The sequence below is a fragment of the Mesorhizobium sp. ES1-4 genome (assembly GCF_020164745.1).
GTDB lineage: Bacteria > Pseudomonadota > Alphaproteobacteria > Rhizobiales > Rhizobiaceae > Mesorhizobium.
The window spans coordinates 414,478-440,344 of sequence record NZ_JAIUGV010000004.1 but is presented as its reverse complement, the minus strand read 5'-3'; the positions used below and the strand labels follow the sequence as shown (position 1 = coordinate 440,344).

The window sequence follows — 25,867 nt, the reverse complement described above, 5'->3', positions numbered from 1 at the left end:
AAACAAAGAGTTAGGCCGGACGCTCGGCCTGCCGCGCTGCGACACGGCGCATGGCGATGACGCGCCGGCGGCGGATTTCGGTGCGCATGGCCATCAGATGCAGCGTGAAGAACAGCACGGTGAATCCGGCGGCCATCACCAGCAACGGCCATAGCAGGCTGGGGTCGATGGTCGGACCGCCGAGCCTGAACACCGAGGCCGGTTGGTGCAGCGTGTTCCACCAGTCGACCGAGAACTTGATGATCGGAATGTTGATGAAGCCGACCAGCGTGATGATGGCGGCGGCCCAGGCGGCGCGGCTGGCATCGTCGAGCGCACGGGTCAGCGCGATGATGCCGAGATACATCAGGAAGAGCACGAACACCGAAGTCAGCCTTGCGTCCCAAACCCACCAGGTGCCCCACATGGGCTTGCCCCAGATCGAACCGGTGATCAGCGCCAGCGCGGTGAAGACGGCGCCTATGGGGGCTGCCGATTTCAGGGCGACATCGGCCAGAGGGTGGCGCCAGACCAGCGTGCCGAGGGCAGAGACCGCCATCAGCGTGTAGCACATCATGGCGAGCCAGGCGAAAGGCACATGGATGTACATGATGCGCACCGTGATGCCTTGCTGGAAATCCTCCGGCGCTGTGAAGCTCATGTACAGGCCGACCACAAGGACGAGTGCGGCGAGCGCCGCCAACCACGGCACAAGCTTGTCGGCCAGCCCGACGAACCGCGTCGGATTGGCAAGATCGGTCCAGCCGCCCAAGCGTGAGGTGGTGTCACTCATACGACTTTACATAGACCGCCGGCGCCTTCAGGGCAATCGAGCGGCGATGTCGCAGGCCTCGCCTTCTCCCGTCGGGAGGAGGCAGAACCATTGACGGCTCAGGCAGCCTCGCCCTGCACGGAGCGGCTGAGGCGACGGACCTCCTCGTCGTTGAGCAGGCCACCGGCTCGCAGCAGACTGGCGAAACGTCCGTTGCGCAGCGACAGTTCGGCGAAGCCACCCATCTCGACCACCCTGCCCTTGTCCATGAACACGACCAGATCAGCGTCGCGGACGGTGGTCAGGCGGTGGGCGATGATGAAGGTGGTGCGGTCACGCCTGAGTTCGTCGATCGCTTCCTTGACGCGGTCCTCGGTCTCGACGTCGAGCGCGCTGGTCGCCTCGTCGAGCACCAGGATCGGGGCATCCTTCAGCACCGCGCGGGCAATGGCGATGCGCTGGCGCTCGCCACCCGACAGCTGGCCGCCGCGTTCGCCGACCACCGTGTCGTAGCCATTGCTCTTGGCCAGGATGAAATCCTGCGCCGCGGCCGCGGCGGCGGCGGCATGGATCTCGTCGTTGGTCGCATCGGCACGGCCGACGCGAATGTTGTCCTCGATGGAACGGTTGAGGAGCCCGGCATCCTGGAACACTGTGGCGATCGAATGGCGCAGCGACTTGCGGGTCACGGTGCGGGTATCGATGCCATCGATCAGAATACGGCCGCTGGACGGCGAGAAGACGCGCTGCAGCAAATTGATGAGCGTGGTCTTGCCCGCACCCGTCGGCCCGACGATGGCGACGGTCTGGCCCGCCTGGACCTCGAAGGATATATCGCTGACGCCCTGCCCGGAATTGGCGAACTCGAAGCTGACATCCTCGAAACGGACATGGCCGGTGACGCTGGCAAGGTCGCGCAGGCCGTCCGGCTCGGCAGTGTCGGCAGCCGAGTCTTCAAGGCGATAGAAGTCCTCGAGCTTGGCGCGCGCCTCGGAAATCTGGGTGGTAAAGGCCGACATCTGATCGAGACGGGCAATCAGCATTCCGGCGAAGCCGGTGAAGGCGACGACGTCGCCGACGCGGAGCTGGCCACGGGTCACGAGATAAGCGCCGATCGACAGCACGATCATCATCGAGATGGTCGATGACAGGCGGTTCAGCGCATTGGCGATCGCCCACCAGTCGAGCACAGGATTCTGCGCATCGAGCAGGCCCTTGACGTAACGCTTCAACGTCGCCGTCTCATGGCCGATGCGGTTATAGCTCTGCAGCACGGCGACGTTGCTGACGCTGTCGGTCACATGCGCAAAGACATTATGATAGTGACGCTCGACGGCGGTTTGCCCGGACTTGGTGCGGCGCATGACGATACGGCCGATGCCAACGTAAAGCACGCCAAGGCCGAGCAAAACGATGGACATGCGGACGTCCATGGCAAGTGCGGTGGGCACCAGCAGAACGAGCGCGATGGCGGTCGAAAGATGCACGCGCATGAATTCGAGCCACAAGCTGAAAAGGGTTTCAACGGCGCGCAGCAGCGTGTGAAGCGAATTGGACGTGCCGCGCTGGTGATGCCAGGCGAGCGGCATGGTGATTACGCGCTCGAAGGACTGGCACAACACCTCCGAACGACGGGCATGGGCGAAGCGGTCGGCGCCACGCGCCACCAGCACGAAAGCTATGACATTGAAGAGCCCGAGAGCTGCCCAGACCGCGAGCGTCGAAAACACCGGACCTTTTTCGGAAATGGCGCCGATTACCCGGCCTAGAAGGATCGGCTCAAGGATGGCGATGGCTGCAAGCGCGACGTTGGCCGCACAGATCAGCGCGACGCGCTTCTTATCGGCGGCCAGATACCCCAGCGCTCTCAAATAGATCTGCAGAAGTGACACTTCAGCTACTCCGCCAACTTTCTATTGTGCCCAATATTGTGCACTGCACCATTTCCTGACACGTAACGGTCGATGCGTCGCAAAACAATGCCCGTCTATCGCTTCCGTTCCCATTTAGCGAACAAAAGATGACGACGATACGAAATCTGGCGTGATCATCTAACAGTTTGAGATAAAAGGTGAAATGTCAGCCTTGCGGCAAAATCATGGCAGCGGTCGAGCAGTGCCACATTTTTAATCACCGCCGGCCTGCGTGGTTGATTCCGGGGTTGTTTGGCGCAGCCCTTTCAGACGGCGCCCAAGTAACTAAGTCGCCGCGGCGCACGTCCCGAGGGAAGCGCGCCTCTCTGAGCCAAGCCGTTGATTTTACGCCGGTATCTTGACCAAGACCTCGGTCTGAGAACCAGCTTTGGGTTCAAAGGACGCCGATTTCGTCTTCGAACCATTGACTTCGAGCGAGATCGTCTTGGCCTTTTTGTCGCGAATGACCTGGACCTTGATCTCGGCGCCCAGCATCTTGAGCGAAGCCTGGTAGCCATCCCAATGGCTGGGCAGCCTCGGCCGGAACGTGATCTGCTTGCCCCGCCGTTCGATGCCCAGGATGCCTTCGACCGCCGCCCGATAAAGCCAGCCCGCCGAGCCGGTGTACCACGTCCAGCCGCCGCGCCCGCCCTTGTCGTCCCCGGCATAGATATCGGCCGCCACCACATAGGGTTCCACGCGGTAGTGCTCGGTCGAGGCCTCGTCGAACGCATGATTGACCGGGTTCAGCATCGAGAAGCAGCGATAGGCTTCATCGGTCTGCCCCATCTCCGCGAGCGCAATGACGAACCAGGTGGCGGCGTGGGTGTACTGACCGCCATTCTCGCGCACGCCGGGCGGATAGCTCTTGATGTAACCAGGATCCCTCTGCGTCTTCGAGAAGGGTGGCGTGAACAGCTTGACGATCTTGAGTTGATCGTCGACGAGCAGCTTCGTCGCCTGCTGCATCGCCGTCTTCGACCGCGCCGGGTCGCCCTCGCCCGAAAGCACGCTCCAGGACTGGGCGATGGAATCGATCTTGCATTCCTGGGATGTACGCGACCCCAGGGGCGTGCCGTCATCGAAACTGCCGCGCCGATACCATTCGCCGTCCCATGCCGTGCTTTCGAGCGCCCGCTTCAGCGTATCGGCATGCTTTGACCATGCCTGTGCGCGCTTGGTATCGCCCTCGGTCCTGGCGACCGCGGCGAAGTCGCCCAGCGTCTTCAGCAGGAACCAGCCCAGCCACACGCTCTCGCCTTTGCCGTGCTCGCCGACACGGTTCATGCCGTCGTTCCAGTCGCCGCCAAGGATCAACGGCAGGCCGGCTGGACTGCTGCGCTTGATGGCAAGGTCGAGTGCACGCGCGCAGTGATCATAGAGAGAAACTGTCTTCTTCGAGATTTCCGGGGTGAAGAAGGCGTCGTGCTCGCCTTCACCCAGTGCCTGTCCGTCGAGGAAAGGCAGTTGCTCCTTCAGGATCGCGGCGTCGCCGGTCACCATGAGATAGCGGGCCGTGGCGTGGGCGAGCCACACCACGTCGTCAGAGATCAGGGTGCGCACGCCGGCCCCGGTGCGCGGCAGCCACCAATGCTGCACGTCGCCCTCCGGGAACTGCCGCCGCGCGGCGTTGAGGATCTGGTCGCGCGCCAGCGTCGGATCATGCGCCAGCAAAGCGAGCGTGTCCTGCAACTGGTCGCGGAACCCGAAGGCGCCGCTTGCCTGATAGAAAGCCGAGCGGGCGCGGATGCGGCAGGCAAGGCTCTGATAAGGCAGCCAGTGATTGACCATCGCATCGAGCGCCTTGTCCGGCGTCTCGACCTGGATGGTGTCGAGAAAGGCGCGCCATTCGCGCTCATTGTCGGCCAGCCGCTGGTCGAAATCCTTGCTCCGGTGCTTCTGCACCAGCGCGCTCGCTTGCGCCGGGGACTCGGCATCGCCGAGCAGCCAGACAAGCGTGACGTCGCCGCCAGCCTGAATCTCGATGTCGCGGGCGATCGCCGCGCAAGGATCATCTCCGGCCTCGACGCGGCCCGACAGGGGCGCGCCGCTCAGCACCGCCTGCGGCCACTCGCTGGACCCGTGCCGGCCGAGGAACTCGGCCCGGTCTGATGTCACCGAGTGGACGCCGGCGTCGGCGGCGAGGAAGGCCACCCGCTCGCTGAAATCGAGCCCGTATGGATTTTGCGCCAGCAACGCACCGGTGGCACCGTCGCGCGACGGCACTATGGTTGCCGCGGTGCGCGACCGGTGCCCGCCAAGAACCCATTCGGCGTAGGCATAGACGCGCAGCCGGGCCGGCACCGAGCCGGAATTCTGGATGCGCAGCCGCGTGATCTTCACCGGATCGACGGGATCGACGACATGGGTCAGGTCCATCGACAACGGTCCACGCTTCGAGCGGAAAGTCGAGAATCCCTGCCCATGCCAGGCCTCGTAGGTCATCGAGGGATCTCGCACCACCGCGGCGAGCGGGGAGAACGCCTTGCCGCTGGCCTGGTCGTAGATGTAGACGCCCTCGCCCGGCCGGTTCGAAACCGGATCGTTCGACCATGGCGTCAACTGGTAGTCGCGGCTGTTGCGGCTCCAGGTGAAGGCAGCCCCCTCGGCCGAGGTATGGAAGCCGAACGAGGCGTTGGAGACGACGTTGATCCAGGGCTGCGGGGTGGTGCGCTGGCCAGCCAGGCGCACCACATAGTGCCGGCCGTCGCCATCGAATCCACCGAAACCGTTCCATTGGTTGAGACCGGAGCCATCGGCGCTGGCATCGGCCACCGCCTGCGAGGCAAATGCATGCGTCTGCGCGGCGGGCGTCGGAATTTCGCGCGGAAGCGGCAATCCTGCCGGCTGCAAGCCATCGCGGGTCTGCAGTGCGGCTGCCTCGGCCCTCTCGATCTGGTCAAAGATGGTGCCATTGCGCGTATGCAGCACAACCCGGGCGACGGCGAGCAGCGTCTTGTAGGTGGTTTCCTCCATCAGGTCGCGGCGCACCGCGAAGATGTGCTGGCGGGGTCCGAGTTCCTTGCCGCGCAAGCGGCTGTTTTCACACAGCGTCTCGACCGCGCGCTGCAGATCCTGGACATAGGACGAAGCCTGCTCGTTGACGACGACGAAGTCGATCATCATGCCGCGGGTGCGCATATACTCCTGGAAGCGCAACGCCTGGGCGACGATCTCCAGATCGGCAACGTCGCCGATCCTGACCAGGAAGATCGGGTAATCGCCCGAAATGCTGGTCGGCCACAGGCTCGACTGCTTGCCCAACCCGGAGGCGATGGACTCGGCCGGCAGCCGCAGGAACGGATCGGGATAGATCAGATAACGCGCCAGTTTCTGCACATTGGCGGCATCGGTGAGGCTGAGGCCCATATGGCGGGTCTGCACCTGGCTGCGTGTCCATGCAAGCATGGCCTGGCGGGCAAAACTCTCCTGATGGTCGAGACGGCTTATCGCCTCCTCCAGTTCGGCACGGTTGGCCCCGACGACGGTCCAGAAGGTCAGCGATACCTTCTTGTTGGCGGGCACGCGCACCTGACGGCGCAGCGACGCGATGGGATCGAGCGTGAAGCCGGAATGGCCGCCAAGCCTGGCACCCGGATCGAAGGCGGCGGCATCGACGATGGTGCGGCCACGGCCGATGAAGGCCCGCCTGTCGGTCTCGGCCTCGGCATCACGCGCCGGTCCCGACGGATCGGTGACGAAATGCACCAGGGTGACGTCGGGTTCGCTGGTTTCACGCTTGCGGCGCGTGGCGAAGATCGCGCCATTGTTGGCGGCGATCTCGGTTTCCACGAACATCTTCGAGAAGGCCGGATGCGCGTTGTCGGAAGCCTCCGAACCCAGCACCAGTTCAGCAAAGGACGTCACTTCGATGTGACGGTCGGATGTGCTCTCATTGTAGAGCGTGATCCGGCGGCCCTCGCCATTACCCTCGGAGATGACGATGCATTCCACCTCGGAGCGCAGCGTGCCGACCGATTTCACGAAGCTCGCCTTGTCGTCGGAAAACAGGGTCTGCGTCTTTTCCTCGGCCGCGCGCCTGGGCTCTGAAGTCGCCGACCACCAGTCGCCGGTGGCGGCATCGCGCAGGAAGATGTAGGAGCCAAGCCGATCCTCGACCGGATCGGGCTGCCAGCGGGTGACGGAAAGATCGCCCCAGCGGCTATAGCCGGAGCCGGTCGCGGTCACCATCACAGAATAGCGGCCGTTCGACATCACATTGGTCGAACGCAGCGCCCGCAAGGGATCGAGCACGATGCGTGTATCCGGGCTCTCGGTTTCGGTTTCGTCCTTGGAGCGCTCGTCGGCCTCGGTGCGGACGGTGGCGGTCGGAATGTCGCGCGGCGCCCGCTCCTGCAGCAGCAGTTCCGCGGATTCAATGACCGGATCGCTGTGGAAGCGATCGCGCAGGCGACCTTCGAAGATGGCGTCGGCAACGGCGGCGATCGCCATGCCCGAATGGTGGGCATAGTAATTCAGCACGACCGCGTGGTCGGTGCCTTCCGGCACGCGCTGCGGCGTGAAGTCGACCGCATCGTAATAGCCGTGAGCGCCAAGCGCGCCGATCTCGCGCAGCCGGGCCAGATTCTGCACCGCTTCGCGCGGGTTGAACTGCGCCGCCAGGATGGTCGCGTAAGGCGCGATCACCGTGTTCTGGCCAAGGCCACGCTTCAGTCCAAGCCCCGGCACGCCAAAATTGGTGTACTGATAGGTCAGTTCGCGGTCGCGGGCGTTGTAGGCCGCTTCCGATATGCCCCACGGCACGTTCTTCTGACGGCCGTACTGCATCTGGCGCTTGATGATCAGCTTGCTCGTCTGGTTGAGGATCGAGCCTTGCGGTTCCTTCATCACCAAGGGCGGCATCAGGTACTCGAACATCGAGCCGGACCATGACATCAGCGCGCCCTGGAAACCGATCTCGACGATCGGGCGGCCAAGCCTGAACCAGTGCTCGGTCGGCAGGTCGCCCTTGGCGATGGCGAACAGGCTGGTCAACCGCGCTTCGGAGGCCAGAAGGTCATAACAGCTTTCGTCGAGCTGATGGTCCTCGACCCTGTAGCCGATCGACAAAAGCTTGCGCTCCGGCCGCATCAGGAAGGCGAACTCCATCTCGAAGGCGAAACGACGGGTGCGTTCGCGCAAGGTGACCAGCTTGGCCCGCAGAGTCTCTACCGCGTTTTCGTCGCTGTGGGCGTCGTGAACGTGCGCCTCGCAGGTGGCTTCGAGCCTTGCCGCCCAGTCGACGATGACGTCACTCTGCGGCGATGCGGCCTCGGTGTGAATGGCAGTGGCGAGCTTGCGGATTTCGCCGGCCAGGACGGCCAGGTTGATGGTGCGGATCGAGGCCATTTCCGGCTGCGCCTTGATCGTGTCGACAGCACGCCGCATACCGTCGAGGCGATCGACGAGGCGTTGGCGCAACGGGCGCAACTGACGGCGGTCATCGGGCAGCTCATCGAGGCTTTCGCTGAGGATGGTCACGGTGTCGAGAATGCCTTCGAAATCGCCCTGCAGGTGGACGGAAGGGGCTTCCGCCCATTCGGCGCAGGCCGCCGCCACCGCCACCAGGTGACCCGCGAGATTGCCGCTGTCGACAGCCGAAATATAGAGCGGATAGAGTGGCTTCAGGGTCGTGGTGTCGTACCAGTTGAAGAGATGGCCGCGGCTACGCGGCATGCTCTCGATTGTCGTCATGGTGGCGTCGATGCGGGTGATGGCATCGGAAAGACTGATCCAGCCGAAATCGCGCGCCGAGACGACCGAGAGCAAGTAGACGCCGACATTGGTCGGCGAGGTGCGCGGCGCCACAACGGGCGCCGGGCTTTCCTGGAAATTATCGGGCGGAAGATTGTGATGTTCCGCCGTCACGAAGGTTTCGAAATAGTGCCAGGTGCGCCGCGCCACGGTGCGCAGCGTATGGATATCCGCCTGCGATATGCGCAGCCGGTCCTCGGTTTCGGCGGATCGGCTGATCCAGCTGGCGATCGCCGGCGAGCCGATCCAGAACAGGGCGAAGAAGAAGGCGACGAAGGCACCGGTGGAATCGGCCAGCACCGGAATGGCGAGGCCGACAAAGCCGATGATCACGGCGCCATACATCATGCCGTAATAGGAGCCGACATCGTTGTCGCCCGCCTTGTGCGCCTGCGAGGCGGTGCGCCATTCCAGGAGGTTCTGCCGGCTGACGAACAGCCGGTAGATCGTGCGCACGATGGCATCGCCCATCATCCAGGCGTTGTGCGCCATCAGCACGATCTTCAGCGCCACCATGGCGGTGCCGAAGGCGACGTCGCGGGCCAGCGCCGAGAAATGGCCGCGCGGCGTCTGGTCGCCGCTCTTGGGCAGGATGGCGTTGACCACGTCGAAGGTCGGCGCCATGAACAGGCTGAGGATCAGCAAGGCCTGCCACTGCGCGGCCTGCGTGAAGGGCAGCAAGGTCCAGCCGGCGATCGCCGCCATCACCCAGAAGATCGGCGTCAGCGAGCGGCGCAGATTGTCGACCATCTTCCAGCGCGACAAGGCCGGAACGCCGGAGCGGGGATTGAAGATGTATCCCAAAAGCTGCCAGTCGCCGCGCGCCCAGCGATGGTGGCGCGAGGCATCGACCGAGTAACGGGTCGGATAATCCTCGACCAGTTCGACATCGGTGACCAGTGCGGCGCGCGCCAGCGCGCCTTCGAGCAGGTCATGGCTGAGGATGGTGTTTTCCTCGATACGGCCCTGCAAGGCGGCCTCGAAGGCATCAACATGATAGAGGCCCTTGCCGGTGAAGGATCCATCGCTGAAGACGTCCTGATAGAGGTCCGAGACTGCGAAGACATAAGGATCAAGGCCGCGATTGGCCGAGAACACGCGCTGGAAGAACGAGGCTTCGTCACCGCTGGTGAGTGAGGCGGTGATGCGCGGCTGCAGGATGGTGTATCCGGCGGTGACGACACGCCTGGTGGCGTCGAAATGCGGGCGGTTGAGCGGATGGCAAAGCTTGCCGACAAGGCTCGACACCGCATCGCGGGTGGTGCGGGTATCGGCGTCGAGCGTCATCACATGGACGACTTTTTCCGGCAGCGGCACTTCGAGCGGCAGGAAGGTGGTATCGCTGTCGCCGCGCAGCAGGAGGTCGAGTTCGTGCAGCTTGCCGCGCTTGCGCTCCCATCCCATCCAGCATCCCTGAGCCGCATTGTAGAGCCGGCGGCGATGCAGGATGTAGAAGCGCGGCGCACCGTCCGAGGGATAGCGCGCGTTGAGACGAGCGATTTCGGCGCGGGCGAAGTCGAGGATCTCGGTATCGGCCGCATCGACCTCGATCTTGCTGTCAGGCCAATCCGAAAGCAGCGCGAAATGTATCTCGTCCGCCAGATTCGCAAGGTAGTGCACTTCGATGTTGCGGATATTCTCCTCGACATCGTCACGAGAGCCGATCAGCGACGGCACGACCACCAGGGTGCGTGCCTCGGGCGGCACGCCGTGCCTGTAATCGTAACCGATCAGGCGTGTCGGCTTTAGGAACAGCGAGACCACCGTGTTGAAGAAAGCAAGCGCGCCTTCGCTGGCCGGCACGGCAAACAGAGCCAGCATCAGCACGATCGACGGCACCGACAGGCCGAGATTGGAAAGGGCGTTGCCGGACAGGACGAGCAGCAGCACGGTAAGCGCGAAGACAGGCACGACGATGCCGAGCCAGCCGGTCTTGGCGAAGGTCCGTTTGACCGTCTGGCTGATCGTGGGCCGGTAACCGATCGCCTTTTCCAGCTCCAGCCGGCGCGGGCCAACGACATAGAAACCAACGTCGGTGTGAGCGGATGCAGCCTCGGCATCCAACCCTTCACCGCTCTCCGGGACGGTTTCACCGACGGCGTGACCGGCCAGTTCAATGGCCTTTTCGGCGACACGATACTCCGAGAGGCTCGAGCGCCGCGCCAGTTCCTCGATCGCGGTGCGGTATTGATCGCGCGAAAAGAAGTCGAGCGCGGCAAAATCGGTGCGCTCGCGCAGCACGGTATCGATGCGGCTGACACCTTCGAACCACACCGTCCAGTCGACGTCGTTGATGAGGCGCAGGCCGCGGACGATATTGCCGGTGGTGACATTGCCGCTGGACAGCGTCTGGTGTTCGGAAATGATGATTTCCTCGGCATCCGAACCGGTCTTCTCGAGTTCGGCTTCCAGCCATTCCAGCGCCCTGCCGGCGTTTTGCGATCCGTCACGCAGGCGGTAGAGAAGCTGAGTGGCAAAGGTGGTGTCATGCGCGTGGGCGCCGAATTTGGCGAGGATCGCCTGCCTGTCCGGATTGTCGTCGGTCGCCAGCACCTTGTCGGCCACGTCGTTGGCGATCTGGCGCATCTGGCGGGTGCGGTTGACCCTGACCGCAAGGCGGCGGAGGTTCTCGATCAGCACGAAGCGCAGCAGTGACGGCAGTGCCCAGAGTTCGCCGATCTTCAGCGGCTCGACCGACTGGAAGCCCTGGACGATGGCCTTGAACATGGTCGCCGAGACGGAACTGTCCGAATGCGCGACATAGGTCCAGGCCAGCGCCAATGCGCGCGGCACGGTGCCGCCGTCGGGCAGTTTCAGCGTCGGCAATTGCCGGTAGAAGCGGCGCGGCAGGTCGCGTTTGACCTGGAAAATGGTTTCTTCAATCAGATAGTTGTTGTCGAGCAGCCATTGCGCGGCCGGCGTGATGGTTTCGCCCCTCGCCTGCGCCGCATTGGTCGACCGATAGACTTCGAGGATCTTCCTGGCGCTGTCACGGACGCGAGCCTGGAAGTCGAACGGGATCAGTCCGAACAGATCCGCCAGATCGCCTTTGGCCAGGCTTTCGCCGAGCAGCCGGAGACGCTCCTCCGGCAGGTATGTCGATCTAATCGGCTCTTCCGTGATGGCCGGGAAGCTCGCGCTAGTCTTCTCGATCTGGGCTGGGTTCGTCTGAATATTCATTGAAAATTCCGTAAGCGGGCACTCAGCGGGGGTCACCGCCACGGCAATGGCCCCAAAACCGATTCAAATGCAATTGGTTGCATATCCCCATTTGCCGAAAGTTTGTTTCCGCACCACGACAGGGCGTCATCTCGGCAAGTCTCAAAGACGAGCACCCCTCGCTCCCGTCGGCACTGATCGGCGGCGAGGATTCAGGCTTTTTCGTGATGCCGCGGACAGCTTACGCTATATTCGCCGACATCGCGATCATGTTTGGAAACAGGCGGTAACCGTTGGCGCGAAGGCGTCAGGCCGAGGTGGCTATCCGGACCACGAACAGCGTCGCGCTCCGAGCGGGCTCAACCCGCAGGACCGAGGCCTCCGACCCGACCAGAAGCGTGTCGAAAGGCCCGAGGCGAATTTGCCCGGCTTCGGGGAAAGCGGCTTCACCGTCGTGACAAAGAATGAGTGTGGAACCGGGCCGGATCGCGATTCCCACAGGGCGGGAAAGCTCCAGGCGCTCGACCGAATGCAGCATGCGGCCTCGGCGGGTCATGACGTTGAGATCGGTGATCGGGCCGGCGATCAGCGCGGCACTCGTCGGCTGGTCGGCTGGAAAGGAAAATGGCTTGGAAGCCACTGTCATCCGCTCCGGCCGCTGGCCGGCGACATCAAGAACGATACCCTCGCCTTCCAGCACCGAAAGCGTGCGGTCGACGCCGACAAAGCTGGAGAATGGCCCGCTGCTTTCGACCCGGGCCATCGAGACGCGCCAGTCGAAATCGTCGAGCCCGGCACCATCGGGCGAGACGGCGATCTCGGTCGTGGTACCGCCGCCGTTCTTCCACGGCATGACGCGGTAATCGGTGGCACGGAGGAGACGCATGACGTCAGCCGCTATCCAAGAATGCCCGGCAGGTTGAGCTGGTGCTCCCTGGCGCAGTCGATCGCGATGTCGTAGCCGGCATCGGCATGGCGCATGACGCCGGTCGCCGGATCGTTCCACAACACCCGCTCCAGCCGCCTTGCCGCCTCAGGCGTGCCATCGGCGACGATGACCATGCCGGCATGCTGGGAAAAGCCCATGCCGACGCCGCCGCCATGGTGCAGCGACACCCAGGTGGCGCCTGAAGCTGTGTTGAGAAGGGCGTTGAGCAGCGGCCAGTCGGACACGGCGTCGGAACCGTCCTTCATCGCTTCCGTCTCGCGGTTCGGCGAGGCGACCGAGCCGGAATCGAGATGATCGCGGCCGATGACGACGGGCGCCTTGAGTTCGCCCTTGGCCACCATTTCGTTGAACGCGAGCCCCAGCCGGTGGCGGTCGCCAAGACCGACCCAGCAGATGCGCGCCGGCAATCCCTGGAACGAAATGCGCTTACGCGCCATGTCGAGCCAATTGTGCAGATGGGTGTTGCCGGGGGTGAGTTCGCGCACCTTGGCGTCGGTCTTGTAGATATCCTCGGGATCGCCGGAGAGTGCCGCCCAGCGGAACGGGCCGATGCCCTTGCAGAACAGCGGCCTGATATAAGCCGGAACGAAGCCCGGGAAAGCAAAGGCGTTCTCGAAACCTTCGTCCTTGGCGACCTGGCGGATGTTGTTGCCATAGTCGAGCGTCGGCACGCCGGCGTTCCAGAACGCCACCATCGCCTCGACATGCTCTCGCATGGAGGCGCGGGCCGCCTTCTCGACAGCCTTCGGGTCGCTGACGCGCTTTTCCCGCCACTCGGCCATCGTCCAGCCCTTCGGCAGGTAGCCGTTGATGGGGTCGTGCGCCGAGGTCTGGTCGGTGACCATATCGGGGCGGATGCCGCGCCTGAACATCTCGGGCACGATCTCTGCCGCATTGCCGAGCAGGCCAACCGACTTCGCCTCGCCGGCCCTGGTCCAGCGCTCGATCATCTCCATCGCCTCGTCAAGCGTCTCGGCCTTCTCGTCGACATAGCGGGTGCGCAGGCGGAAATCGATCGAATCGGGATTGCATTCGATCGCCAGGCAGCAGGCGCCGGCCATGACAGCGGCCAATGGCTGGGCGCCGCCCATGCCGCCGAGGCCGCCGGTCAGGATCCATTTGCCTTTGAGATTGCCGCCATAATGCTGGCGGCCGGCCTCGACGAAGGTTTCGTAGGTGCCCTGCACGATGCCTTGCGTGCCGATGTAGATCCAGGACCCCGCCGTCATCTGGCCGTACATCATCAGGCCCCTCTTATCGAGCTCGTTGAATTTGTCCCAGGTCGCCCAGTGCGGCACCAGATTGGAGTTGGCGATCAGCACGCGCGGCGCGTCGGGATGGGTGCGGAACACGCCGACCGGCTTGCCCGACTGCACCAGCAGCGTTTCGTCCTCGCCGAGCGTCTCCAGCGAAGCGACGATTTGGTCGAAATCGTTCCAGGTGCGCGCCGCCCGGCCGATGCCGCCATAGACGACCAACTCGCTGGGGTTTTCGGCAACCTCGGGATCAAGGTTGTTCATCAGCATGCGCAGCGGCGCTTCGGTCGTCCAATACCGGGCATTGAGCTTGTCGCCGCGCGGCGCGCGGACTTCGCGGATATTGTGGCGGGGATTGGTCATCATTGTCCCTTTCGAAGAGCGGCGCGTCAGCGCCCTGCCCAGTCAATGGCGGTTTGGAGAATCTGCGTCAGCGTGGCTCGGATCGGCGCGGCGAACGCGGCATCGTAGGGTACCGGCCAGTTGTCCGGCGTGCCCTTCCCTTCGGGCTCACGCATATAGCCACGGTTGGAGAGTTCCATCTGCAGCGCGTGGACTCCGTCCTGTGGCTGGCCGAAATGGCGCGTGATCCAGCCGCCCTTGAAACGGCCGTTGACGACATAGGTCTCGCCGGTTTCGGCCATGATCTGGGTGATCATCGCCTGCAGCGTCGGGTCTGCGCTGCTGCCGTCATTCGTGCCGAGATTGAAGACCGGCAGCGTGCCATCGAACAAGCGCGGCAAGACCGAGCGGATCGAGTGGCAGTCGTAGAGGACGATGTTCTCGTGCAGGCCCCGCAAGCGGTCGGCCTCCGCCTGCAAGGCGGCATGATAAGGCACAAAGAATTTTTCGCGGCGGTCGTCGACCTCGGACGGTCCCGGCTCTTCACCTTCAAGATAGAGCGGATCGCCATCGAAGGTCTCGGTCGGGCACAGGCTGGTCGTCGCCTGGCCGGGGTAGAGCGAAGCACCGGACGGATCGCGGTTGACGTCGATGACGGTGCGCGAGATCGCGGTGTGCACGACGGTCGCGCCGAGACTGTCGGCGAAATCATAGAGGTTGTCGATCCACCAGTCGCAGTCACGGCGACCGAGCCAGGGCGACACAAGCCGGTTTTCGAGGCCGGCGAGGTCGATACCGGTATGCGGGATCGACACCAGCAGCGGCGCCGTACCTTGCCTGACTGTGAGCCAGGGAGCGGCGGCCATCATGCAACTCCCGCGATCGACGGCAGCACCACCGCGCCGGCAGCCTTGACGGTCGCGCCGCTGCGCACCATGGCGATGGCCATCTCCATGTCAGGGTGGAAGTGCCGGTCATTGTCGAGATGCGGAACTTCGGCCCGGACCACCTTGCGCACCGCCTCCAGCGCATCGCTCGACGCCAGCGGCAGATGGAAATCGCAGCCTTGGGCCGCGGCCAGCAATTCGATGCCGATCACGGCCGTTGCATTCTCGACCATGCCGATCAGGCGGCGCGCGCCATGCGCGGCCATCGAGACGTGGTCTTCCTGGTTGGCGGAGGTCGGGATGGAATCGACGCTGGCCGGATAGGCTTTCTGCTTGTTTTCCGAAACAAGGGCGGCCGCCGTCACCTGCGGGATCATGAAGCCGGAGTTCAGACCGGGCTTGGGCGTCAGGAAGGCGGGCATGCCGGAAAGCGCGGGGTCGACCAGCATGGCGATGCGGCGTTCCGACAGCGAGCCGATCTCGCAGACGGCAAGCGCGATCATGTCGGCCGCGAAGGCCACCGGCTCGGCGTGGAAATTACCGCCGGAAAGCGCGGTGTCGTCCTCGGCGAAGATCAGCGGATTGTCGGTGACGCCATTGGCTTCGGTTTCGAGCGTATCGGCGGCCTTGCGCAGGACATCGAGCGCCGCGCCCATGACTTGCGGCTGGCAACGAAGGCAATAGGGATCCTGCACGCGCTCGTCGCCGACGCGGTGCGATTCACGGATGGCGCTGCCGGCCATCAGATTGCGCAGCGCGTCCGCCGTCTCGATCTGGCCGCGGTGCTTCCTCAACAGATGAATGCGTGGGTCGAAAGGCGCGTCGGAACCCTTGGCCGCGTCGGTCGACAGCGCGCCGGCCACCAGCGCCGACTGGTAGAGCACCTCAGCCTCGAACAGGCCGGCCAGCGCATAGGCGGTCGAAAACTGCGTGCCGTTGAGCAGCGCGAGCCCCTCCTTGGCTCCCAATGTGACCGGCTCCAGCCCATGCGAGACGAAGGCGACCTTGGCCGGGAAACGCCCATGCGGCGTAAAGCATTCGCCGACGCCGATCATCACCGCCGTCATGTGCGACAGCGGGGCAAGGTCGCCCGAGGCGCCGACGGAACCTTGTGCCGGCACCACCGGGATGACGTCACTGGCGAGCATCGCTTCCAGCAACTCGATGGTTTGTGGACGCACGCCGGAGGCGCCCTGCGCCAGGCTTGCCAGTTTCAGCGCCATCATCAGCCGGGCAACGGCAATAGGCATCGGCTCGCCGACGCCCGCGGCGTGCGACAGAACGATGTTGCGCTGCAGGGTCTCGAGGTCCTCGGCTGGGATGCGGACGCTGGCCAGCTTGCCGAAGCCGGTGTTGATGCCATAGACCGGCTCGCCCTTGGCAACGATGCGCGCGACAGCTTCGGCGCTTGCCTTGATCCTTGGGCGGCAGGCATCATCGAGTTTCGGCACTGCGCCACGGTAGATGGCGCGCCAGTCGGCCAGCGTCGCGGCGCCGGGCTTCAGGGTCAGTTCGGTCATTGTCCTCTCCAGATACGGGCATGAAGCGGGTTGAAGCCCATGCGGTAGACGAGTTCGGCGGGGCGCTCGATGTCCCAGATCGCCAGATCGGCGGATTTTCCAACTTCCAGCGTGCCGGTCCCGTCGAGCAGGCCCAGCGCACGCGCTGCTTCGCGGGTAACGCCGGCAAGACATTCGTCGACCGTCATGCCGAACAGGGTCGCCGCCATGTTCATGGTCAGAAGCAGCGACGTCAGCGGCGAGGTGCCGGGATTGTTGTCCGTGGCGACCGCCATTCTCACTCCATGCTGGCGGAAGAGGCCGATCGGCGGCTTCTTGGTTTCGCGGATGAAGTAGTAGGCGCCGGGCAGGATCGTCGCCACGGTCCCCGCCCTGGCCATCGCCAGCGCGCCCGCCTCGTCGGTGTATTCGAGATGATCGGCCGACAAGGCACCATAGCGGGCGGCAAGTTCAGCGCCGTGCAGGTTGGACAGTTGGTCGGCGTGGAGTTTTACAGGCAAGCCGAGCGCCCGGGCCTTGTCGAACACGCGAGACATCTGCTCGGGCGAAAAGGCGATGCCTTCGCAGAATCCGTCGACGGCATCGGCCAAGCCTTCGGCGGCGACGCCGGGAAGGATCGTTTTGGCGACGAGATCGATGAAGGCGTCCTTGTCGCCCTTCGCTTCTGGCGGTAGCGCGTGGGCTGCGAGGCATGTGGTGCGGACCGTCACCGGGCGTTCGTTGCCCAACTGCCGCGCGGCGCGCAGCGACTTCCTTTCATTGTCGAGATCGAGACCGTAGCCCGACTTTATTTCAACGGTGGTGACGCCTTCCGCCATCAACGCATCCAGGCGCGGCAGCGCCTGAGCGACCAGGTCGTCCTCGCTGGCCGCACGCAGCGACTTGACCGACGAGACGATGCCACCGCCGGCCCTGGCAACCTCCTCATAAGTTGCGCCAGCCAGCCGCATCTCGAACTCGTTGGCGCGGTTGCCGGCATGGACGAGATGAGTGTGGCAATCGATCAGGCCGGGCGTGATCCAGCGGCCCTCGCAATCGATGATCTCGCCCTGGGCGAAGGCCGGGGGAACCTCGGATTCCGCACCGGCATAGACAATGCGGCCGTCATGCGCGGCGACCGCGCCGCGTTCGACGACACCAAGTCCGGCAGAACTTTCGGCCATGGTCGCCAGACGCGCATTGCGCCACAGGCGAAGGGCCCCTGCACGGCTTTTACTCTCTGCGGCCATGATCTTTTCCGTTTCAATCGGTGGCGATTATGTATATACATATTGAAACACACTGCAAGTGCCATCATCGCATGCGAGACAGGAAAGCGGAGAGAAAAGTGACCGATATCTTTGCGGAACAGGCGCTTCTTCCAAATGGCTGGCGCAGCAATGTGCGGATCTCTTTCACCGACGGGCGCATTGCCGCCGTGGAGCCTGGGAGCACCGCGTCAGCTGGTGACGAACGCCATGCCATTCTTCTGCCCGGCATGCCCAACCTGCACAGCCATGCGTTCCAGCGCGGCATGGCCGGGCTTGCCGAGTTGCGCGGCCCCTCCGCCGACAGTTTTTGGAGCTGGCGAGAGGTGATGTACCGCTTCGCGCTGTCGATGACACCAGATCAGGTCGAGGCTGTGGCGGCGCAGCTCTATGTCGAAATGCTGGAGGCCGGTTTTTCGCGCGTCGGCGAATTCCACTATCTGCACCACGACCGCGACGGAAAGCCCTATGCCAACCCCGCCGAGATGGCCGAGCGCATCGCCGCCGCCGCCGGTGAAACGGGGATCGGCCTGACGCTGCTGCCGGTGTTTTACGCGCACTCCTCTTTTGGCGGCGCGGCTCCGAACGAAGGCCAAAGGCGATTCATCAACGATGTGAATCGGTTCGCCCGGCTTGTTGAGAAAAGCCGCGAATCGGTTCGCGGGTTGAATCAAGCGATAGTCGGCGTTGCCCCGCACAGTCTGCGGGCCGCGACGCCGGAGGAACTCACGGCAGTTGCAGCCATGGCGCCAAACGGGCCGATCCACATCCATGTCGCCGAGCAGGTCAGGGAGGTCGAGGACTGCCTTGCCTGGTCCGGCGCGCGTCCGGTTGAATTTCTGCTTGGGGCTGCCGCCGTCGACCAGCGCTGGTGCCTGATCCATGCCACCCACATGACCGACGCCGAAACCATCGGCATGGCCAAGAGCGGCGCCATCGCCGGCCTTTGCCCGATCACGGAGGCCAATCTCGGCGACGGCACTTTTGCCGCACCATTGTTCAGGGAGCATGGCGGTCGGTTTGGCGTCGGCTCCGATTCCAACGTGCTCATCGGGCTGCCCGACGAATTGCGCCAGCTCGAATATTCGCAGCGCCTCGCGCACCGCGCCCGCAATGTGCTGGCCGTGGCCGGCGGCTCCACAGGGCGAGCCCTGTTCGACGCGGCACTTGCCGGCGGCAGTGTCGCGCTTGGCGCCGGCGCATCGCAAATCGCGCCCGGTTCATCCGCCGATCTCATCTCGCTCGACGCCGGCAACCCCTCGCTGGTCGGCAAGAGCGGCGATGCAATCCTCGACGCCTGGATTTTTGCCAATGGCAGCAAGGTCGACTGCGTCTGGGTGCACGGCAACAAACAGGTCAGCGGCGGCAGACATGCCAAGCGCGAGGCGATCGCCGAACGGTTTCGCAGCGTGATGACGGCGCTTTCCGAGGGTTGACCTAGATGCGCATGGCTGAACCGACTGACATGGAAGACAGCGAGACCGTCTCGCTGCATCAGCGCATCCTTTCCGACATCCGCGAAAAGATCCTGTCCGGCGCCTGGGCGCCCGGACACCGTATCCCCTTCGAACATGAGCTGACCGCCGAATACAGATGCTCGCGCATGACGGTGAACAAGGCTCTGTCGCAGTTAGCCAAGGCAGGTTTGATCGAGCGGCGCCGGCGGTCGGGTAGTTTCGTCCGCCAGCCGCTATCGCAGGCGGCAGTGCTGGAACTTCACGACATCAGGGTCGAGGTCGAGGCGCTCGGCCTGCCCTACCGCTACGAGCGGCTGGAACGGCTGAAGCGGCGCGGCAATGCGGAGGACAGGTCGTTGCTCGGACTGTCCGCCGCGGGTTCGGTGCTACGGCTCGAAGGCCTGCATTTTGCCGGCGAACGGCCATTCGCACTCGAGCAACGTCTGATCAATCTTTCGGCGGTTTCGGAAGCCGGGGACGAAGAATTTCTGGAAATCGCCGCCGGGCCTTGGCTTATCGGCCGCGTGCCGTGGAGCGAGGCCGAGCACCGGATAAGAGCCGTCGCCGCCGACGAGACCGTCGCCGACGCGCTCGACATCGATCCCGGCGCACCCTGCCTGGTGGTTGAACGCCGCACCTGGAGCGCCGAACACCCGGTCACCCATGTGCGCTTCATCTATCCGGCGGAGAGCCACACGCTGGTGGCAAGGTTCACGCCATCGCAGGGGTGAGTGATCTCCCCCTTGCGAGGGGAGATCGGCAGTTCGACGACTCAAATAGCAGCCGTAATAATAATTTCGACCAGATATTCCGGGCCGGCGAGCTTTGCCTCGCCGGTGGCGCGGGCGGGCGTGTGGCCCTGGGGCGCCCACTTGTCCCACTCGGAATTCATCTCGGCGAAGGTGCCCATGTCGGCCAGCCAGATGATCGCCTGGACAATCTTGGTCTTGTCGGTGCCGGCCTTGGCCAGCAATTCGTCGATGGTCGCCAGGATGTCGCGGGTCTGCGAGGCGACGTTGCCGCCGGGTTCGCCGACCTGGCCAGCCAGATAGACGGTGTTGCCGTGGATGACGATCTGGCTCATGCGCGGGCCAACATCGATGCGACGAATGCTCATGGGAAGTTCCTTCATTGTGACGGTCGCGCCTGTTTAGAGTCGCGGTGGGCTGTGGGCAAGGGCGCGGCGCCAAATCCCCTTGGACCAGAAGGGAGGCAGTTGAGCCTTGGGCTGCAACTCCACACCGATTGGCTTGTCCAAATGTAATGACGACCTCATCGCACCCACCCATGTCGAATCGATCGGTTCCTGTCCGGATCGGCTTGAGTTGGATTCTTCGACGGAAACATCTATCTGCGTCGAATGATTTCTGTCGGCGCGGATTGCCGGCCACGTCGGGGAGTGGCAAGACTCTCCAACAACCAGATTGCGAGGATGCCGCCATGGAATACCGCGAAATCAGCGAGGATTATTCGGTCTCCGGGCAAATCCAGCCCGAAGACGTCACCGCCATAAAGGCCGCCGGCTTCAAGAGCGTGATCTGCAACCGGCCGGACGACGAACAGCCCGGCCAGCCTTCGGCGGAAACGCTCAAGGCGGCGGCGGAAGGGGCCGGGCTTGCGTTCCGCTACATCCCGGTGATCAGCGGCCAGATCACCATGGACAATGTCGAGGACCAAGCCAAAGCGCTGGATGAGCTCGAAGGGCCGGTGTTCGCCTATTGCCGCTCCGGCGCGCGCTGCACCAACCTGTATGGACTGATCCAGCAGTCGAAGGGCTAGATCGGCAGCGCGCCGGTTTCCTTCAGCGTTTCCAGCACAATCGCCGTCTTCACATGCTGCACGGATTCGTGCGGCAAGAGTACGCCGTTGACGAATTCCGACAGTGACTTCAGATCGGGCGTCACCACCTTCAGGATGTAATCCATCTCGCCAGTGAGCGCGTGTGCCTCCTGCACTTCGGGCAGCCGTGCCACCAGCTCGCCAAAGCGCCTTGCATTGTCGCGATTGTGGGTGGCAAGCGTTACCGAGATGACGTTGACCAGCGAGAAGCCCAGCCTGTCGCGGTCGAGCACCGCCCGATAGCCCTTGATATAACCGTCTTCCTCCAGCCGCTGGCGCCGGCGCGAACATTGCGACGCCGACAGGTTCACCCGTCCCGAGAGATCGTTGTTGGTCAGCCGCGCGTCGCCCTGCAGGAGCGCCATTATCTTGCGGTCAAATTGATCAATGCGCTCGCTATCCATGGCTGTGGCCCTCGTCATGCATGTTTCGCGCATGACATCATCATTTGAAGCGTTTGAATGCAAGCACCGTGCGCCGGCTCCGCGCTATGATGGCGTTAAATGGGCCTTTTCAGGTCATGCAGCTTTCGGAGGAATATCATGGGTCCCTTCCCGCACGACGCCCCGCCCGCCACGATCAGCAAGGACAACCCGGCCGGCACCGATGGCTTCGAGTTCGTGGAGTTCGCGCATCCGGAGCCACAGAAGCTGGCGGAGCTGTTCACCCGCATGGGTTATGTCGCGGTAGCCAGGCATCGCACCAAAGACATCACTGTCTGGCGCCAGGGTGACATCAACTATGTCGTCAATGCCGAGCCCGGCTCGCATGCGATGAAGTTCGCCGAAAAGCATGGCCCTTGCGCTGCCTCGATGGCCTGGCGGGTGGTCGATGCCAAGCATGCCTTCGAGCACGCCGTTTCGAAGGGCGCCACGCCTTACGAAGGCGACGACAAGGCGCTCGACGTGCCGGCCATCGTCGGCATCGGCGGCTCGCTGCTCTATTTCATCGACGCCTATGGCAAGAAGGGCTCGGCCTATGACGCCGAGTTCGAATGGCTCGGTGCGCGCGACCCGCGGCCGCAGGGCGTCGGCTTCTATTTCCTCGACCACCTGACTCACAATGTCTATCGCGGCCAGATGGACAAATGGTGGGATTTCTACCGCAATCTGTTCGGCTTCAAGCAGATCCATTTCTTCGACATTGACGGCAAGATCACCGGCCTGGTCAGCCGCGCCATCACCTCGCCCTGCGGCAAGATCCGCATTCCGCTCAACGAATCCAAGGACGAGACCAGTCAGATCGCCGAGTATCTGAAGAAGTACAATGGCGAAGGCATCCAGCACATCGCCGTCGGCACGGACGAGATCTACGAGGCCACCGACAAGCTTGCCGCCAACGGGCTGAAGTTCATGCCCGGCCCGCCCGACACCTATTACGACATGTCCTATGACCGCGTGAACGGCCATGACGAGCCGATCGAGCGCATGAAGAAGCACGGCATCCTGATCGACGGCGAAGGCGTGGTCGACGGCGGCATGACCAAGATCCTGCTGCAGATCTTCTCGAAGACCGTGATCGGGCCGATCTTCTTCGAGTTCATCCAGCGCAAGGGCGACGAAGGCTTTGGCGAAGGCAATTTCCGCGCCCTGTTCGAGTCGATCGAGCAGGACCAGATCAAGCGCGGCGTGATCAAGATAGAGGCGGCAGAGTAGTTTTTCGGTTCCTCTTGCTTGCGGCCTGACCAGTTATGACCTAAATTCTGGTCATAAGAGGTTTGGCATGAACATTCCGATGGCGAAAGCGAAGGCTCAACTCTCCGAGTTGGTGAAGCGTGCACAGGCCGGTGAGGAGATCCATCTGACACGGCACGGGGAGATAGTCGCAACCTTGAGTGCTCCCGCCCGGGCTGGCGGGAGTAAAGGCTTGTTTGGAGCGCTGAAAGGCAAAATTCGGATATCGGACGATTTTGATGAACTCGGTCCCGAATGGGACGAGTACATTAAATGAGCCGCAAATATCTGGTTGATACCCATATTCTGCTTTGGGTACTCAACGCGGATTCACGTCTTTCCGATCGCCATCGCGACATCTTTCTTGCTGGTGAGGAGGTGATCGTCAGTGCCGTCTCCGTGGCGGAAATCGCCATTAAAAAATCGCTTGGCAAGATCGCGCTCAATAGCGACGTCGTGGAGATCTTGCGATCGAACGGGATTCCAATTCTCAGCGTGAATGAATTACACGCAGCGAGACTGGAGCATCTGCCGCTTCATCATCGCGATCCCTTTGATCGTCTGCTCATCGCACAAGCTCAAATCGAGGGCCTGACATTGGTCTCCTCGGATCGTCATTTTTCAGCCTATGACGTCGCGATGGCCTGATCGATTCACAACCCCAGCCGCTCGACCTCTTTTTCCCTCAGCTTCGCATCGTAATCGAGCAGGAACTCGTCGAGCTGCGGCGGCGCGACCGAGGTTCCGGACAACATGGCATGTACCTGGCCGCGATGATGGATGTCGTGCAGGAAGACATGGGCGAGGATGTTGCCAATCTTTTCCGGGATGATGCCGTCCTCGCGCCGGTCGGTGATGACACGGCGGTCGAGATCGACCTCCGACAACCCATCACAGAAAGCAATGAGCCTGCGATCGAAATCGGCCTGCGCCGCCGCTAATTTCGCGGGATCCTCGAACGGCACGAAATCGTCGTAGGCTGCGGCCCCTACGCCGCCTTCTTCCAGGAAATCGAGATAGAGACGGTCGACCGCCAGTATGTGGTTGAGCGTCTCCTTGATCGACGGAAAGAAGCTGGTTCGTTGAGCCTCGAATTCGCCTGGCTGGAGTGACAGTACGGCGCGATAGAGCCGGTCGTTCGACCAAAGATTGTTGCCGGCCATGCGGCGCAGGTGATTCAGAAGGTTCATCAATGAGCCTCAACCTCTCGTAACTATCCCTCGTACTTCTCGACCTCCTGCTCGATGGCGCCGAAGATCGAATGCCCGGCCTTGTCCTTCATCTCGATGCGTACCGTGTCGCCGAAGCGCAGGAACGGCGTTTTCGGCTCACCGCTCTCGATGGTCTCGATCATGCGCAGTTCTGCAATGCAGGAATAGCCAGCGCCGCCCGCCGAGATGGGCTTGCCTGGCCCGCCGTCGAGCTTGTTGGATACGGTGCCCGAGCCGATAATGGTGCCTGATACCAGTGGCCTTGTCCGGGCGGCATGCACGATCAGCGCCGGGAAATCGAAGGTCATGTCGACGCCGGCATTGGCACGGCCGAACGGCTTGCCGTTGATATCCGCAAGCAGGGGCAGGTCGACCTTGCCGCCGTCCCAGGCGTCGCCCAGCTCATCCGGAGTCACGGCGACCGGAGAGAAGGCGGAGGACGGTTTCGACTGGAAGAAGCCGAAGCCCTTGGCCAGTTCCGATCCAGTCAGCGCGCGCAAGGTGACGTCGTTGACCAGCACGATCAGCCGGATCGCGGCGCGCGCCTCGTCGAGGCTGGCGCCCATCGGCACATCGTCGACGATGACGGCCACTTCCGCCTCCATGTCGATGCCGTAAGCTTCGTCAGCCATGCGGATCGGATCGCGTGGTGCGACGAAGGAATCCGAGCCTCCCTGGTAGATCAGCGGGTCGGTCCAGAAGCTCGCCGGCATCTCGGCGCCACGCGCTTTCCGCACCAGCTCGACATGATTCACATAGGCCGATCCGTCGGCCCATTGAAAGGCGCGCGGCAGCGGCGAATGCGCGTCGTGCTCGTGAAAGCGGGCCGCCGGCATGGCATTGTTCTCCAGCGATTCCGCGATTGTCGTGAGATGCGGCGAAATCCTGCGCCAGTCGTCGAGTGCCGCCTGCAGCGTGCGCGCCAGAAACGAGGCGTCGGTGTATTGCGTCAGGTCGCGCGACACGACGACGAGTTTCCCGTCGCGCGTTCCGTCCTTCAGTGTGGCAAGCTTCATGCGGTTCCCTCTCCTTGTGCGGCTTTCCCGCCGCTTAATTTCACAACAAGGCCGTCGCGGGCGATCGTCAAGTCGCCTGCCCATGTTTTCCTGACAGCGGCGACCCAGTCCGCTTCGCCGATCCCGGCGTCGTCGGCTGGAATGAGATGGTTGAGCACCAGCCGCTTCACGCCGGCATCGCTGGCGGTGCGTCCGGCCTCTTCGGCAAAGCTGTGGCTGGCGAGCAGATGTTCCTTCAGCCGCGCGCCATTACCGGTCCTGGCAACCAGCCGCTCGATGCCTTCTTCCAGCATGGCTTCATGGACGAGGATATCGGCACCTTCGGCGAAATCGGCGAGCGGTGGAAAGAAGGCCGTGTCGGCCGAGAACACCACGCTCTTGCCGCCATGCTCGAAACGCAGGGCAAAGCAGTCGGTCACCGGCGGATGATCGACACGCAGCGCCGTCACCTTCAGGCCGCGCTGCTCGACCACATCGCCTTCGCCGAATTCGTCGACCGAAACCAGCTCGCGAATATCGGGCCGGCCCTCGTCGACGATGCGTATCTCGATGTCGAACTCCATCGCCTGACAAAAGCGCCGCCAGTAGTGGCCGACCCCGGGCGGGCCGAACACGGTGACCGGCGTCGCCAGCCCCGCCGTCCAGGCGGTGTGGATCAGGGGACCCAGTTCCAGCACGTGGTCGGAATGCAAATGCGTGATGAAGATCAGGTCGAGCGCCTTCAGGCTGACACCTGCATCGACCAGACCGCGCGTCACGCCGAGCCCGCAATCCACAACAATCGTCCGCCCATCGATCTCGAGCAGCGACGAACTCGGCCATGGCCCGCCGGGCCGCAGCGCCGGCCCGCCTTTCGAGCCCAGCAACACCAGCCGATCCGGCATTGGTTCGCC

The 25,867-nt window shown here is 63.4% G+C and carries 19 protein-coding genes; 6 read left to right on the top strand and 13 right to left on the bottom strand.

The annotated features are described in order from the left end of the window. Positions 1-10: 10 nt before the first annotated feature. From LB556_RS10390 to hutI, 8 genes are all read right to left on the bottom strand, one after another. On the bottom strand, positions 11-772 hold the full coding sequence (locus tag LB556_RS10390) for a heme ABC transporter permease (RefSeq protein WP_224566673.1): 762 nt from the start codon (positions 770-772) through the stop codon (positions 11-13). A 98-nt stretch (positions 773-870) separates the two neighbouring features. Further along, the gene (locus LB556_RS10385) at positions 871-2,643 is read right to left on the bottom strand and encodes a glucan ABC transporter ATP-binding protein/ permease (RefSeq protein ID WP_224566667.1); all 1,773 of its coding nucleotides are present in this window, start codon (positions 2,641-2,643) and stop codon (positions 871-873) included. A 366-nt stretch (positions 2,644-3,009) separates the two neighbouring features. Then, the gene (locus LB556_RS10380) at positions 3,010-11,598 is read right to left on the bottom strand and encodes a GH36-type glycosyl hydrolase domain-containing protein (protein ID WP_224566665.1); all 8,589 of its coding nucleotides are present in this window, start codon (positions 11,596-11,598) and stop codon (positions 3,010-3,012) included. A gap of 286 nt (positions 11,599-11,884) precedes the next feature. Beyond that, positions 11,885-12,463, bottom strand: a complete 579-nt coding sequence (locus LB556_RS10375; RefSeq protein ID WP_224566663.1) for a HutD family protein — start codon at positions 12,461-12,463, stop codon at positions 11,885-11,887. 11 nt (positions 12,464-12,474) lie between these two features. Next, complete coding sequence (gene hutU, locus LB556_RS10370) at positions 12,475-14,148, bottom strand: urocanate hydratase (RefSeq protein WP_224566661.1); 1,674 nt, start codon at positions 14,146-14,148, stop codon at positions 12,475-12,477. A 23-nt stretch (positions 14,149-14,171) separates the two neighbouring features. Continuing rightward, positions 14,172-14,990 carry an N-formylglutamate deformylase gene (hutG, locus tag LB556_RS10365; protein ID WP_224566766.1) on the bottom strand — a complete coding sequence of 273 codons (819 nt, stop codon included), beginning with the start codon at positions 14,988-14,990 and terminating at the stop codon, positions 14,172-14,174. After that, positions 14,990-16,531: a histidine ammonia-lyase gene (gene hutH, locus LB556_RS10360; protein WP_224566659.1), complete on the bottom strand. Its 1,542-nt coding sequence runs from the start codon at positions 16,529-16,531 to the stop codon at positions 14,990-14,992. The genes hutG and hutH overlap by 1 nt, the downstream gene beginning before the upstream one ends. After that, complete coding sequence (hutI, locus tag LB556_RS10355) at positions 16,528-17,760, bottom strand: imidazolonepropionase (protein ID WP_224566657.1); 1,233 nt, start codon at positions 17,758-17,760, stop codon at positions 16,528-16,530. Before hutI ends, hutH begins: the two co-directional genes overlap by 4 nt. 98 nt (positions 17,761-17,858) lie before the next feature. On the opposite strand from hutI, the gene LB556_RS10350 reads away from it, so the two are divergent. After that, positions 17,859-19,214, top strand: a complete 1,356-nt coding sequence (locus LB556_RS10350) for a formimidoylglutamate deiminase (protein WP_224566655.1) — start codon at positions 17,859-17,861, stop codon at positions 19,212-19,214. A gap of 11 nt (positions 19,215-19,225) precedes the next feature. After that, positions 19,226-19,966, top strand: coding sequence for a histidine utilization repressor (gene hutC / locus LB556_RS10345; protein ID WP_224566653.1), 741 nt, complete (start codon positions 19,226-19,228; stop codon positions 19,964-19,966). A 41-nt stretch (positions 19,967-20,007) separates the two neighbouring features. On the opposite strand, the gene LB556_RS10340 is transcribed toward hutC, so the two are convergent. Continuing rightward, positions 20,008-20,352 (bottom strand): RidA family protein, encoded by a 345-nt coding sequence (locus LB556_RS10340; protein ID WP_224566651.1) that lies wholly within the window; start codon positions 20,350-20,352, stop codon positions 20,008-20,010. A 323-nt stretch (positions 20,353-20,675) separates the two neighbouring features. Between LB556_RS10340 and LB556_RS10335 the strand changes: the two genes are divergently transcribed. Beyond that, positions 20,676-21,014 carry a TIGR01244 family sulfur transferase gene (locus tag LB556_RS10335; RefSeq protein ID WP_224566649.1) on the top strand — a complete coding sequence of 113 codons (339 nt, stop codon included), beginning with the start codon at positions 20,676-20,678 and terminating at the stop codon, positions 21,012-21,014. On the opposite strand, the gene LB556_RS10330 is transcribed toward LB556_RS10335, so the two are convergent. Then, positions 21,011-21,478 carry an Lrp/AsnC family transcriptional regulator gene (locus LB556_RS10330; RefSeq protein WP_224566764.1) on the bottom strand — a complete coding sequence of 156 codons (468 nt, stop codon included), beginning with the start codon at positions 21,476-21,478 and terminating at the stop codon, positions 21,011-21,013. The genes LB556_RS10335 and LB556_RS10330 overlap by 4 nt on opposite strands. Before the next feature lie 138 nt (positions 21,479-21,616). Between LB556_RS10330 and hppD the strand changes: the two genes are divergently transcribed. From hppD to LB556_RS10315, 3 genes are all read left to right on the top strand, one after another. Next, complete coding sequence (gene hppD / locus LB556_RS10325) at positions 21,617-22,729, top strand: 4-hydroxyphenylpyruvate dioxygenase (RefSeq protein WP_224566647.1); 1,113 nt, start codon at positions 21,617-21,619, stop codon at positions 22,727-22,729. A gap of 67 nt (positions 22,730-22,796) precedes the next feature. After that, positions 22,797-23,024: a type II toxin-antitoxin system Phd/YefM family antitoxin gene (locus LB556_RS10320; RefSeq protein WP_224566645.1), complete on the top strand. Its 228-nt coding sequence runs from the start codon at positions 22,797-22,799 to the stop codon at positions 23,022-23,024. Further along, positions 23,021-23,395, top strand: a complete 375-nt coding sequence (locus LB556_RS10315) for a type II toxin-antitoxin system VapC family toxin (protein WP_224566643.1) — start codon at positions 23,021-23,023, stop codon at positions 23,393-23,395. The genes LB556_RS10320 and LB556_RS10315 overlap by 4 nt, the downstream gene beginning before the upstream one ends. A gap of 5 nt (positions 23,396-23,400) precedes the next feature. On the opposite strand, the gene LB556_RS10310 is transcribed toward LB556_RS10315, so the two are convergent. From LB556_RS10310 to LB556_RS10300, 3 genes are read right to left on the bottom strand one after another with little or no spacing between them, the layout of a single operon-like run. Then, positions 23,401-23,937, bottom strand: a complete 537-nt coding sequence (locus LB556_RS10310) for a DinB family protein (RefSeq protein WP_224566641.1) — start codon at positions 23,935-23,937, stop codon at positions 23,401-23,403. 23 nt (positions 23,938-23,960) lie between these two features. Then, positions 23,961-24,974, bottom strand: coding sequence for a fumarylacetoacetate hydrolase family protein (locus tag LB556_RS10305; RefSeq protein ID WP_224566640.1), 1,014 nt, complete (start codon positions 24,972-24,974; stop codon positions 23,961-23,963). Then, complete coding sequence (locus LB556_RS10300; protein ID WP_224566762.1) at positions 24,971-25,858, bottom strand: MBL fold metallo-hydrolase; 888 nt, start codon at positions 25,856-25,858, stop codon at positions 24,971-24,973. The genes LB556_RS10305 and LB556_RS10300 overlap by 4 nt, the downstream gene beginning before the upstream one ends. Between the last annotated feature and the right edge of the window lie 9 nt (positions 25,859-25,867).